The sequence below is a fragment of the Rhodococcus ruitaii genome (genome assembly GCF_055230935.1).
On record NZ_JBUYWC010000004.1, the window covers coordinates 13,833 to 27,482 of the forward strand.

Below are 13,650 nucleotides of genomic sequence, written 5' to 3' on the forward strand. Positions count from 1 at the left end.
CGCGATGAGGCCGCACTCCGGAGTGCGGCCTCATCGCGGGGTCTACCGCGTCAGCGCTGCGGCACGGTTCGCGTGGTGATCGGGACGGGAAGCGCCGTTGCTCCCTCGAGGTACCGATCGACCGCAGCCGCGCACGCGCGGCCTTCTGCGATGGCCCACACGATCAGCGACTGCCCGCGACCCATGTCGCCCGCGACGAACACACCGTCGACGTCGGTGCTCCATTCAGACGAGCGGGCGACGTTGCCACGCTGGTCGAAGTCCACACCCAGATCGGTGAGCAGTCCGGGTTTCTCGGCACCGGTGAAGCCCATCGCGAGCAGCACGAGATCGGCTTCGAGTTCGAAGTCGCTGCCCTCGACCTTCTCGAACTTGCCGTCCACCATCTGCACCTCGTGTGCCTTCAGTGCGGTGACCTTGCCGTCTTTGCCGACGAACTGCTCGGTATTGACCGAGAAGACCCGTTCGCCGCCTTCCTCATGCGCGGACGACACCCGGTACATGAGCGGGTAGGTCGGCCACGGGGTCGAGTCGGCACGTTCCTCCGGCGGGCGGGGCATGATCTCGAACTGGTGAACGCTCTCGGCGCCCTGACGGTGCGAGGTGCCCAGGCAGTCGGCGCCGGTGTCGCCGCCACCGATGATGATGACCTTCTTGCCCGTCGCCGTGATGGTGGGGGCGGGCAGGTCGCCGAGCTGGACACGGTTCGCGATGGGCAGGAACTCCATCGCCTGGTGGATTCCGTCGAGTTCCCGGCCCGGAATGGGCAGGTCGCGTGCAACAGTGGCACCGCCGGCGAGGACGACCCCGTCGAACTGCTCACGCAGCTGCTTTGCAGTGATGTCGACGCCCACGTTCACGCCGGTGCGGAAGATGGTGCCTTCGGCCTCCATCTGCGCGAGACGACGATCGATGAACCGCTTCTCCATCTTGAACTCGGGGATACCGTAGCGGAGCAGACCACCGATGCGGTCGGCGCGCTCGAACACCGTCACGCTGTGCCCGGCACGGGTGAGCTGCTGAGCCGCAGCGAGTCCGGCCGGTCCCGAACCCACGACCGCGACCTTGCGTCCGGTGAGCTTCGACGGCGGAATCGGAGTGACCTTACCCTCGTCGAATGCCTTCTCGACGAGTTCGACCTCGACCTGCTTGATGGTCACCGGATCCTGATTGATGCCCAGCACGCACGACGCCTCGCACGGAGCGGGGCACAACCGGCCCGTGAACTCCGGGAAGTTGTTCGTGGCGTGAAGACGCTCGATCCCGTCCTCCCACTTGCCCTTGTACGCGAGGTCGTTCCACTCGGGAATCAGATTCCCGAGGGGGCAACCGTTGTGGCAGAAGGGGATACCGCAGTCCATGCAGCGGCTCGCCTGGATCTGGAGCGTCTCGAGCGGAAACGGCTCGTAGACCTCCTTCCAGTCGAGCAGTCGCAGCGGAACCGGGCGACGGACCGGTGTTTCGCGAGAACCGTGCTTCAGGAAGCCGTTGGGATCAGCCACGAGCCGCCTCCATGATCGCTTCGTCCACGTTCGCGCCACGAATGTTGGCGTCCTTGATAGCCATGAGAACCTTCTTGTAATCGCGCGGCATGACCTTCGCGAAGTGACCGACCTGCTGTGACCAGTCGGCCAGGATGCGGGCTGCAACCTCGGAGCCCGTTTCGTCACGATGTCGTTCGACGGCACCCTTGAGCCAGACGAAGTCCTCGCCTTCGAGGTCTTCGAGATCGACCAGCTCGGTGTTCAGGTTGTCTTCGAATTCCTTGTCCGGGTTGTACACGAACGCGACACCACCCGACATACCCGCGCCGAAGTTGCGCCCGGTCTTGCCCAGGATCACAACCTTACCGCCGGTCATGTACTCGCAGCCGTGGTCGCCGACGCCTTCGACGACGGCCGTGGCTCCCGAGTTACGCACGGCGAAACGTTCCCCGGCGACACCGCGGATGAGTGCTTCACCGCCGGTCGCGCCGAACAGGATCACGTTGCCGGCGACGATGTTGTCCTCGGCGACGAACCCGGGCGCCACCTTCTCCGGCGGACGCACCACGATGCGTCCACCCGACAGGCCCTTGCCGACGAAGTCGTTGGCGTCGCCGAGCAACTTCAGCGTGATGCCCTTGGGGACGTACGCACCGAAGCTGTTCCCTGCCGATCCGGTCAGGGTGATGTCGATCGTGTTGTCCGGCAACCCTTCCGCACCGTAGCGCTTGGTGAGTTCGTGACCGAGCATCGTGCCCACCGTGCGGTTGACGTTGGTGACGGTCGTGTCGATGGACACCGCGGCGCCCGATTCCAGAGCAGCCTGCGCCTTGACGATCAGCTCGTTGTCGAGCGCCTTGTCGAGAGCGTGGTATTGCTCCTTGGTGCAGCGCGTGTCCTGATCGGCGAAGATCGGCGACGTCACCTTCTCGAGCAGCGGCGACAGATCGAGCTTCGATGCGCGGAAGTGGTCGACGGCCTTGGCGGTGTCGAGGTGGTCGACCTGGCCGATCGCCTCGTCGAGACTGCGGAATCCGAGCTCGGCCAGATACTCACGTACTTCCTCTGCGATGTACAGCATGAAGTTCTCGACGAACTCCGGCTTGCCGGTGAACCGCTCGCGCAGCACCGGATTCTGCGTCGCCACACCCACCGGGCACGTATCGAGATGGCACACGCGCATCATGATGCAGCCCGACACGACGAGCGGCGCGGTCGCGAACCCGAACTCCTCGCCACCGAGCAGCGCCGCGACCATCACGTCGCGACCCGTCTTCATCTGACCGTCGACCTGCACCACGATGCGGTCGCGCAGACCGTTGAGCATCAGGGTCTGCTGAGTCTCGGCGAGGCCGATCTCCCACGGTGCACCCGCGTGCTTGAGCGAGGTCAGCGGCGATGCACCGGTACCGCCGTCGTGGCCCGAGATGAGCACGACGTCGGCGTGTGCCTTCGAGACACCCGCCGCGACCGTACCCACACCGAGCTCGGAGACGAGCTTGACGTGAATGCGGGCCTGCGGATTCGCGTTCTTCAGGTCGTGGATGAGCTGCGCGAGATCCTCGATCGAGTAGATGTCGTGGTGCGGCGGCGGCGAGATGAGGCCCACACCCGGCGTCGAGCCACGCACCTCCGCCACCCACGGATACACCTTGTGCGGCGGCAGCTGACCGCCCTCACCGGGCTTGGCGCCCTGCGCCATCTTGATCTGGATGTCGGTGCAGTTCGACAGATAGTGCGACGACACGCCGAAGCGGCCGGACGCGACCTGCTTGATCGCCGAGCGGCGGAAGTCGCCGTTCTCGTCGGGAGTGAAACGCGCCGGATGCTCGCCGCCCTCACCGGAGTTGGAGCGTCCACCGAGGCGGTTCATCGCGATCGCGAGAGTCTCGTGGGCCTCCGCCGAGATCGAGCCGTAGCTCATCGCGCCCGTGGAGAACCGTTTGACGATCTCACTTGCCGGCTCTACTTCCTCGATCGGGACCGAGGGACGCAGGCCCGTCTTGAACTCGAAGAGCCCCCGGAGCGACGCGAGCCGCTCCGACTGGTCGTCGACCAGCTTCGTGTACTCCTTGAAGATCTTGTACTGACCTGTGCGCGTGGCGTGCTGGAGCTTGAACACCGTGTCCGGGTTGAACAGGTGGTACTCACCCTCGCGACGCCACTGGTACTCGCCGCCCACCTCCAGCTCGCGGTGCGCATGCGCCGACGGGCGATCGAGGAACGCCATCCGGTGCCGCGCAGCGACATCCGCCGCGATCTCCTCGAGGCCGACACCACCGAGCTGGCTCTGCAGCCCGGTGAAGTACTCGTCGACGAGCTCCTGCGACAGACCGATGACCTGAAACAGCTGTGCACCGGTGTACGAGGCGAGAGTGGAGATGCCCATCTTCGACATCACCTTGAGCACGCCCTTCGACGCGGCCTTGATGTAGTTGGCGATGGCCTTGTCGAGGGTCATGCCTTCGGGCAGGTCGCCGTTCTGGAGCAGCTCGTCGATGCTCTCGAACGCCATGTACGGATTCACCACAGCCGCGCCGAAACCGCACAGGGCGGCGATGTGGTGCACCTCGCGCGCGTCGCCCGCTTCGACGAGCAGACCCACTTTGGTGCGGGTCTTCTCGCGCACGAGGTGATGGTGCACCGCGGAGGTGAGCAGCAGCGATGGGATCGGAGCGAGCTTCTCGTCGGATTCGCGGTCGGATAGCACGATCAGGCGCGCGCCCTTGTCGATCGCCTGCGACACCTGCTCGCGGATGCTCTCGAGCGCGGTGTGCAGACCCCGCGCGCCCTCGGCGACCGGGTAGAGACCGCGCACGATGACGCTGCTGAATCCCGGGTACTGCTTCTTGTCGTTGACATGGATGAGCTTCTGCAGGTCGTCGTTGTCGATGACCGGTGCAGAGATCAGGATCTGGCGGCACGACTCCGCCGTGGGCCGCAGTACGTCGCCCTCGGGTCCGAGCATGCCGCCGAGGCTCGTGACGATCTCCTCGCGGATGGCGTCGAGCGGCGGGTTGGTGACCTGAGCGAACAGCTGGGAGAAGTAGTCGAACAGCGTCCGCGGACGCGCCGAGAGCACAGCGATGGGGGTGTCGGTACCCATCGAGCCGAGCGCCTCACCACCGGTCGCCGCCATCGGCTTGACCAGCAGGTCCACTTCTTCCCGGGTGTATCCGAACACCTGCTGACGCAGCACGACACGCTCGTGCGACATGTAGGTGTAACGGGACGGCGGGAGATCCTCGAGACGGGAGACGCCCTTCTCGACCCATTCCTCGTACGGGTGCTCGGCAGCGAGCTCCGACTTGATCTCTTCGTCCTCGACGATCCGCCCCTTTGCGGTGTCGACGAGGAACATACGACCCGGCTGGAGACGTCGCTTGCTGATGATCTTCTCGGCCGAGATGTCGAGCACGCCGACCTCGGAGGCCATGACGACGAGACCGTCGTCGGTGACCCACGCACGCGACGGTCGCAGGCCGTTGCGGTCGAGGACCGCACCGATGACCGTGCCGTCGGTGAAGCACACCGACGCCGGGCCGTCCCACGGCTCCATGAGCGCCGAGTGGTACTCGTAGAACGCGCGGCGGGCGGGATCCATCGTCTCCTGACGTTCCCACGCCTCCGGGATCATCATGAGCACGGCGTGCGGCAGACTGCGGCCACCGAGATGCAGCAGCTCGAGCACCTCGTCGAAACGCGCGGTGTCGGATGCGTCCGGCGTGACGACGGGGAAGATCTTCTCGAGTTTGCCGCGGCCACCGAAGACGTCGGTGTCGATGAGCGCCTCTCGGGCACGCATCCAGTTCGAGTTGCCGATGACCGTGTTGATCTCGCCGTTGTGTGCGACACGACGGAACGGGTGCGCGAGCGGCCACGACGGGAACGTGTTGGTGGAGAAGCGTGAGTGCACCAGGCCCAGCGCCGACTCGACACGCTCATCCTGCAGATCGAGGAAGAAACCCTTGAGCTGCGGCGTCGTGAGCATGCCCTTGTAGACGAACGTCGACGCCGACAGGCTCGGGAAGTACACGGTCTCGCTGCCGGGGCCGTCCTGGCCGGAACCGCTGTTGCCGAGTTCGTGCTCGGTGCGCTTGCGCACCACGTATGCACGGCGCTCGAGGTCCAGGCCGGTGAGTGCCCGCGCACCCGACGCGACGAAGATCTGCCGGAAGGTCGGCATGGCGTCCTTGGCCATGGAGCCGAGATCGGCGGTGTCGATCGGCACCTCGCGCCAGCCGAGGACCTCGAGGCCCTCTTCCTCGACGATCCGATTCACCGCGCTCTGCGCCTCGTCGGCCGCATCCGTGCCCTGGGGCAGGAACGCCATTCCGGTGGCGTAGGCGCCGGCGGCGGGCAGGTCGAAGTCCACGACCGCGCGGAAGTACGCGTCGGGTACCTGGATGAGAATGCCGGCGCCGTCGCCGGTGTTCTGTTCTGCGCCCGCCGCACCGCGGTGTTCGAGATTGACCAGCGCCGTGATCGCCTTCTCGACGATGTCGCGGCTGCGTCGACCGTGCATGTCCACGACAAACGCGACGCCACAGGAATCGTGCTCGTTTGCCGGGTGATAGAGCCCTCGAGGCCCGGGAAGATGAGTCATACCTAGCCTTCGTTGCGGTGATGGCAACTGACGACCAGCAACACTGATGGCCATCTACTGCTGTAGATGGGTATCGACCCGGGTGCGCCGATACCTTGTCTTCGCCAGTATCCGCCCATCCGCGACGGTGCGGGTGCCTTTTTCGGCAGCGCGGGTACGAACCTGACGATCGGTGGGACGTCGTGGGCCCACCGCCTCGCACCAAACGATATGCCAGGCTACGGGGGGCTACGCAAGCAAGGCTGCCCTACTTTGCACGTGAGCAGCGGAAATACGTCGGTAACGAGCCGTTAGCAACGGTGTCACCGTGCACCTCGAGGGTGCAGCGCCACTGCGAGGATCCGGCGGATCCCCTCTCTGGGATCCGGGTCGCTCCCGGACGTCAACCGATGCAGGATCACGCCGTCGAGATAGTCGACGATGAGCCTCGCACCGGCGTCGGATTCACCCGGCTCGTCCACTCCGAGACCTGCCAGCATGGCCGCGCCCCACGCCCTCAGCTCGCCGCGTCTGACCTCCACCGCGGTGCGGAGTTCCGGCACGGCCATGGCCTCGACGAACATCGCGAAACGCGCCCGCGTCCGCACCGCGTCCTCGCCGGTTGCGAACAGCACGTATCCGTACAGCAGGTCTTCGAGGTCACGCTCGCGCGGCGCTGCGGATGCGGATCCGGTCCCTGCAAGTGCGGCCACGTCGGCCCGGTCGCGTTCGAGAAGGCGATCGAGGACCCCTTCGACGAGGGCCTGTCGCGTGCGGAAGTAGTTGGATGTCGACCCCGGCGGCACGTCGGCAATCCGGTCGACGCGTCGGTGGGTGAGTGCGCGCAGGCCTTCTGTTCCGAGTAGTTCGATCGCAGCGTCGAGCACGGTGGTGCGTTTGTCCGTCACGTTGCGATCCTACGACCTTCACTACGCATGTAGTGACAACTCCACTACATGCGTAGTATGTTGCAGGCATGACCACCACATACACCGGAAAGGCCGCCGTGCTCGGCGGAGGAATCGGAGGGCTCACCACCGCGAACGCCCTCATCACCCGCGGCTGGCACGTGGACGTGTTCGAACGTGCCGCGGCGCCGCCCGACACCGGCACCGCGCTGGGACTGTGGCCCGAAGCCCTCGAGGCGCTCGAACTCGCCGGTCTCGGCGGGCAAGCGCAGCGCCTCGGTGTGCTGCAGGACTCCGGGGCACTCATGAGCTGGAACGGAAAGGTCCTCGGACGTTTCAGCGACATCCGCACGCCGGCGATCCTGCTGTCACGTCCCGTCCTGCTCGGGCTCCTCACCGGCGGCATTCCCTCCTGCACCGTCAGGTTCGGGGCGGCCGCTCCCGAACTCGCCGAGCTCGCGGGCTACGACGTCACGATCGGCGCCGACGGCATAGGCAGCGCGGTCCGAGACCAGATCTTCGGCCCGTCGTATCGGCCCGTGCACTCCGGCTACGCAGCCTGGCGCGGCTGGGTTCCCGGTGCCACCACCGCGATGAGCGAGACGTGGGGGCCGGGTGCACTCTTCGGGATCACCCCGCGCGACGGCGACCTCACGAACTGGTTCGCCGCCGTGCGCGCGCCCGCGGGTGGAGCAGGAACCATCGACGAACTGCACGCACGCTTCCGGGATTGGCATCCCGCCGTGCTCGACGTGCTGGCCCACATCGATCCCGCCGAAGTGCTGCACCACGATCTGTACGAGTCGCCGCGACTCCCGTCGTATGTGCGCGGGAATGTTGCCCTGATCGGCGACGCAGCGCACGCGATGACCCCCAACCTCGGCCGAGGCGCGTGCGAAGCGATGGTGGACGGCGCCACACTCGCCGCGCTACTGGCCGAGTATCCCGTCAGCGAGGCCCTCGGCCGCTACGACCGGGCACGACGTCGTCGCACACAACGTCTGGTTCGTGCATCCCGGATGGTCGCGCGGGTTGCGACGGCAACCCGGCTCACCGGGCTGCGCAACGCAGTGATCGGCACCGCCGTTCGATTCGCCTGAAATCTTGTGGAACCGATCGGACACCTGCTGCGTCCAACCCCATAGGACTGTTTCAAGATCAGAGGGGCGACCGGATGACATCGTGGCAAGTCGACATCGACGCGTTGAGGGCGCTGGCGGCGGCATTGACGTCGGAAGCCGAGATCATCGGCGAGCTGAACCCGGGGACCCCACTCGCTGCTGAGGTCAGGGCGATGACGTCGTCAGCGGTCGGTGCCGCGCTCACTCGCGCCGAAGCTCCACTGCACACCGCGTACCATGCCATGTCCATCTGCCTGCACCGCATGGCCGAAGCAACATCCGCCGGCGCGATGAACTACGACACCGCGGAGGACGAATTCAGGAGGCAGGTCGAGGCAGTAGGAAGCAGCTTCGAGAGCGCGGGTACCTCTGAGAGCAGCGCGGGGACTGCCGAAAGCACAGTGTCGTAGATGTCGACGCTTTCGCAGATCCGAAAGCTCGACCCCGCCGCGCTCACCTATGCAGCCGACGGTGTGGAAGCCGCCAACTTCGCGTTCGGCAAGGCAACCGACCAGGTCGACCGTCACGTGGACCACGCGTTCCGCACGTGGGAGGGCGATGCGGCCACCGCCGCAGCGGCCCGCGCGTGGAGCGATCGAGTCGTCGGCCGCGGCATTTCCAATGCCGTCGCCGAGCAGGTCGAAGCTCTTCGTTCCGCATCCACTGCGCTGGTTCCCGCGCGCGACACCGTGGTCCGCATCGCCGACAACGCGATCGGCGCCGGGTTCACCGTCCACGACGACGGCAGCGTGGTTCCACCTCGGTGCGACACGGGAGATTCCCGCGCCGATGTCGTCGCGCAGGCGTGCCTCGATGAGGAAGCCGCCACATTCGAGGCGCAGTTGAAGTCCGCACTGAGCACCTTCGACGAACTCGACGTGCACGCCGCCGACCTGATCGACCAGAACTCCATCCGCTTGTCGACATTCGGAGGAGACTTCCGGACTCAGGGCGTCTGGACCCTGAGCGGTCCGGGCGGCGACGAGGAGGCCGAACTCCTCATGTCCGGCCACGCCCGCGACTCCGACCTCGAACGCATCGGACGTGCACTGTCCGCCGGAAGCGGCGCAAGTATCGACTACCTCGACGCCTTCTACAACGGACTCGAGCAGGACGACCTCACGGAACTGTTCGCGACCTTCAAGGAATGGGAGGCGGACGGTCATCCGCATGCGGCGGGCTGGGCCGACGCGGTGGGCAACGGTCTCCTCACGTTGTCGAATCCCGACTACGGCGGTAGCTGGGAGCGGATACCGCAGGACATCCGCGACACCCTCCACTACGGATACGAACCCGGGCCTCGTGAACCGGGTGCCGGTATCCAGTTCGACCGTCTCGGTGCGCTCGGCGCGGTGCTCGGCGAATCGAATCCCGAGTATCGGCCCGGCACCGAGATGGGGATCGAGCTGAATCGGGTCGCGGGATATATGGCGGGCGTACCGACCTATGCCGATCCGCACCTGGTGCCCACACCGGATCCGGCGTACTACGACGAGACCGCGCGCACCTTCCTCGACATCGGCACCCGCAACCCCGATGCGTCGTACCACCTCTTGTCAGGCACCGATGTCGACGGCACTCCCGCAGCGTTCGACCGCGACGAAGTGCTCGTGCCCCTGCTTACCCGCGAATGGGACGACGACGGCGCTACCCTGGCCGGCCTCACCGACTGGATCGCCGCCGACGCAGTGCCCGCCGACCCGACCGACCCGGGCGACGTCGCACGGGCAGAGCGTGCCGGGCAAGCCGCATACGGTCTCGCGGAGGTGTTGTCGTCGCCTGAATCGGAGTGGGACGGCGGCAACAACTTCGACCGCTTCCTCCACATGCCCGAGCCCGGCGGAGGGCTGTCCGACCGGACGATCGGCGACGTCAACCCCCTTGCAGTCCAGTCATTCTCGGAATCACTGGCGCCGTATGCATCCGACATGGTCGGGGCAGACGAAGACGCCACACCCACTCACGGCTTCGGCGACCTCGGCCCTGTTCCGGCGACCCGAGTGTTCACTCTCCTCGATACCGACCCCGCGGCCGGGGCGCTCATCAACGGCGCAGCGCTCGCGCAGGCCACCGACTTCGATCGGCAGTTTGCGCTGGATCAGCTGGAGGGTGAGGGGAAGTACTCCTACGGTACGTATTCGGGCCGGTTGCAGAGTCTCGTCGAGGTCGGTTTGAGCAGTGCGTACGAGAACGAGAAGTCGATCGAGCAGGCTGCGATCGACAACCGGAACCAGTACCGGTCCGATGCTTTCGCGGTCGCGCAGACTCTCGCCACCGGTGCCGTTGCGGCACTTCCCGGTGGGATGGTCACCGGGCCGATCGTCTATTCGGCCGGGGTTCTCTTGGATTCCGAAATCATCAATGCTGAAGGACAATACGTGGGACACGCATCGGGAATCGAAGGTTTGGATACCTCGATGTACCTGACGGAAACGAGTGCGCAAAGCACGATGCGGTACAACATGTTGCGGGGACTCGCCGACTCTGGGCACGTGGAGGCGTCGGCGCTCCCAATCGATTGGGTCGAAAATGGGGTACTCAACGAGCGCGAGTATATTTCAGACAGCGAACTCACCCGGGAAGCAACCTGGATCCTGGCTAACGCTGGAATTCCTCAAGAGGTACAAGGCGGCTATCTCAGCACGTCCGCTGCCGGTAGCCAGGATCTCCGCAACATCATTTACGCCGACCAGCGGGATGGCGAATCCGGTTTCCGCGAGGTGCTCCTCGGCGGCGTGGTTGTCTCTGGCGGTGAACGATGGGACTACTCGTAGTGAAGCGAAAGTCGGTACAGTTCATTCGTTCTGCTGCTGCAGTGTTGAGCATTCTTGTGCTCACATCATGCTCACACGATGCCCCCAAGGAGGCAATCACCACAACCCTCACAACGCTTGAGCCTTCAGAGTACGAAACGCCCGCACACGTCCGCAACGCCACCTATGAGTGGTCGGCTGAAACCGGTATCGATTTGCTCGGCGAACGTGGCCAAATCATCCGTGCCGCACACGAGTCCAAAACTATCGCGCACTATGCCGGCATGGACGCAACCTACCCTGGATTCGCGGAAGCACTCGATCCCAGGTATGCCTCCCAAATCAATACACGCTGGGATAGATCGCTCGCGGGCACCATGCGATCACACATCCTACAGATCGTCGAGACCGACATCGGCTTCAAAGCCACTGTATGCAGTCAGCCTTCGCACTTCGCAATCCGTGAAGCCGACGGCACGTACCGCATAACCAACGGATCTGGAAGGGAGGAGTACATCCAGTTCGACCACATCGTCTACACCCCCGACAACCCCAGACTCGACCCTGAAGACTTCTGGCCGACCGTACACAACACCGGGCACTTTCCGGTACCACCAGGCCTGCCAGTATCCGAACACCAATGGTCCGCCCCCACCGAAGATCTCTTCACTGACACCGGATGGACCATCACCTTCGGCGCCGACCTCGGCGAAACAATGCACCGCTGCCAAGACTGGGGACGCAGCATCGAACCCGACGTCCCCGACGAAGGCTCCGAAACCATTCGCTCCCCCATCCCACCCAAGACCCTGCCCGCCTACCCCGGCTGGTAAGAGAAGGAGAATGCCGTGACTCGAACCGAAGAGTTCTCGTCGAAGGTCCGCAGGATCCAGGACGCGATCGACATGATCAGAGGCACCGGATCCTCACACGGGATCACGATGACGGTGTCGCCCACGGGACAGATCCTGAGCCTCGAGATCCCTCCTCACGCGTACGACCTGTCGCCCCGGGCACTCTCCGGCCACATCACGAGCGCGCACGCGTCTGCTTATTCGGACGCGAACGAGAAAGCACGGAACGTCCGGGAGGAGCTTGCCGAAGACCCAAGGGTTCGTCGCATCATGGCCGAGACGGGGCACTCATGATCCGGCCAGCCCAAGATCAGGCGAACTACCCGTAAATAACAACTGGCCGCAGCGAGAATATCAGCTGCGACCAGAGGTAACGAAAGAATAACTTGGGGCGCCCCAACTTCGTAAGCCCCGGTTCCCGTGAACTCGGTCACATGAAACGGGGCGGTCAGCGAATCCCGTCCCACAGCACACGAAGCTCGGCCTCGGCGTCGTCCACGGTCTCGCAGCCGGCCGCCTCGGAGGCGTCGCCGAACACCATCTCGGTCCGGGATGTCCCGTACGGGGCCCATCCCGGCGTGCCGGTCGTCACGAACGTGATCCACGCCTGGTGCATGTGCTGCGCAAGGTCTCGCGGCGGATTCGGCCCGGCCAACGCACTGATTCCCGAGACGTGAAGGTTATCGAACACGAAACCGATGTCGAGCGCATGCGTTGCGCCGAGCCGGCCGCCGTACTCCGGCGACTTCCAATCGAAGCGATACACATAGGTCGCCGCGTCGAACGCGGAGCGCGCCTCGGCGACGCGAACGACCGGAATGCGATACATCCAGTCGCGCACCACATGCATGAGCACCTCGCCGGGCGTCGCCTCGGATCGCGCTGCCCGGTAGGCATCGAGGGCTCCGGGTTCCGTCAGACCGTAGGGCGCCACGAGTGCGGGAAGCATCGTGTCGTCGATCGCGTCCGCAACGCCGGTGGGCACGAGGAACAGCGTCATCTCGTCGCCGTTGTGGCCGATGAGAACGTCGACATCACGCGACGACCCTGTGGCGATCCGATCAATCGGCAGCTCCGACAGCACGCTGCCGTCGATGCACGGTTCGAAGGCCATCGCATGGGTAGGGATCTCACCCCACACCTGGGGATCCGACTCGCCGCGGATCCGCGCGACCAACGCTTCCTGCGCCTCGACGAGTGCGTCGGGATCGATTATCGAGAGACCTGCGCGGGTGGGTTCGACATCGAGCGCGTCGGCCAGGGCCCGCGACACCTTGCGCGCGGTGTCGGCCGACATCACCGAATGCCCGGCTCCGCTCTGCGCGATCGCTCGACGGAACAGCCCCTCTGCAGACGGCATCGACAGTAGCGATCCGACACTCATCCCGCCCGCCGATTCGCCGACGATCGTCACTGCATCGGGGTTCCCGCCGAACGCGGCGATGTTGTCTCGAACCCACTCGAGTGCAGCCACCTGATCGAGCAACCCCCGGTTGGCGGGTGCATCGGCGAGTAAGGCGAACCCTTCGGCACCGAGTCGGTAGTTGATACTGACGAAGACCACGCCGTCACGGGCGAAGTTCGCACCGTCGTACAGCGGCACCGCGCTGCTGCCGCGAACGAACGCACCGCCGTGGATCCAGACGAGCACCGGCAGCGACGCATCGAGGCCGGGTGTCCACACATTCAGATTCAGTGGGTTCGCACCGGGGATTGCCGGATCTTCCAAGAGTCTGTCGAACGGCGCGCCGTAGGGCGCCTTCGGTGCGGTGGGGCCGAATTCGACCGCGTCTCGCACGCCGTCCCACTTCGGTGCAGGTTCAGGTGCCGCGAATCGACGGTCGCCGAACGGTGCGGCCGCGTACGGTATGCCCTTGAAGATCGCGGTGCCCCCCACGGCTGTTCCCCGCACCCGTCCGCGCGTGGTCTCGACGACGGGATTCAT

General features: G+C 65.3%; 9 protein-coding genes. 5 read left to right on the forward strand and 4 right to left on the reverse strand.

Going from position 1 to position 13,650, the window contains the following annotated elements; all coding sequences use genetic code 11:
* Window positions 1-50 precede the first annotated feature (50 nt).
* The 3 genes from ACZI8W_RS05860 to ACZI8W_RS05870 form a co-directional block, all read right to left on the reverse strand.
* Window positions 51-1,502, reverse strand: a complete 1,452-nt coding sequence (locus tag ACZI8W_RS05860; RefSeq protein ID WP_463367559.1) for a glutamate synthase subunit beta — start codon at window positions 1,500-1,502, stop codon at window positions 51-53.
* Window positions 1,495-6,090: a glutamate synthase large subunit gene (gene gltB, locus ACZI8W_RS05865; protein WP_463367560.1), complete on the reverse strand. Its 4,596-nt coding sequence runs from the start codon at window positions 6,088-6,090 to the stop codon at window positions 1,495-1,497. Before gltB ends, ACZI8W_RS05860 begins: the two co-directional genes overlap by 8 nt.
* Window positions 6,091-6,392: 302 nt before the next feature.
* Entirely contained in the window at window positions 6,393-6,977 is a 585-nt protein-coding gene (locus ACZI8W_RS05870) for a TetR/AcrR family transcriptional regulator (protein WP_463367561.1), read from the reverse strand.
* Window positions 6,978-7,045: 68 nt separating this feature from the next.
* Here ACZI8W_RS05870 and ACZI8W_RS05875 point away from each other — a divergent pair, with 68 nt between their 5' ends.
* The 5 genes from ACZI8W_RS05875 to ACZI8W_RS05895 all read left to right on the forward strand — a co-directional run bounded on the left by ACZI8W_RS05875 (window position 7,046) and on the right by ACZI8W_RS05895 (window position 11,999).
* Complete coding sequence (locus ACZI8W_RS05875; protein ID WP_463367562.1) at window positions 7,046-8,077, forward strand: FAD-dependent monooxygenase; 1,032 nt, start codon at window positions 7,046-7,048, stop codon at window positions 8,075-8,077.
* 74 nt (window positions 8,078-8,151) lie between these two features.
* Window positions 8,152-8,508, forward strand: coding sequence for a hypothetical protein (locus ACZI8W_RS05880; RefSeq protein WP_463367563.1), 357 nt, complete (start codon window positions 8,152-8,154; stop codon window positions 8,506-8,508).
* A complete protein-coding gene (locus ACZI8W_RS05885; RefSeq protein WP_463367564.1) occupies window positions 8,509-10,872 on the forward strand; it encodes a TPR repeat domain-containing protein in 2,364 nt (787 codons plus the stop codon).
* A complete protein-coding gene (locus tag ACZI8W_RS05890; protein WP_463367565.1) occupies window positions 10,872-11,684 on the forward strand; it encodes a hypothetical protein in 813 nt (270 codons plus the stop codon). Before ACZI8W_RS05885 ends, ACZI8W_RS05890 begins: the two co-directional genes overlap by 1 nt.
* A gap of 15 nt (window positions 11,685-11,699) precedes the next feature.
* Window positions 11,700-11,999, forward strand: coding sequence for a YbaB/EbfC family nucleoid-associated protein (locus ACZI8W_RS05895; RefSeq protein WP_463367566.1), 300 nt, complete (start codon window positions 11,700-11,702; stop codon window positions 11,997-11,999).
* A 154-nt stretch (window positions 12,000-12,153) separates the two neighbouring features.
* On the opposite strand, the gene ACZI8W_RS05900 is transcribed toward ACZI8W_RS05895, so the two are convergent.
* Window positions 12,154-13,650 (reverse strand): carboxylesterase/lipase family protein, encoded by a 1,497-nt coding sequence (locus ACZI8W_RS05900; protein WP_463367567.1) that lies wholly within the window; start codon window positions 13,648-13,650, stop codon window positions 12,154-12,156.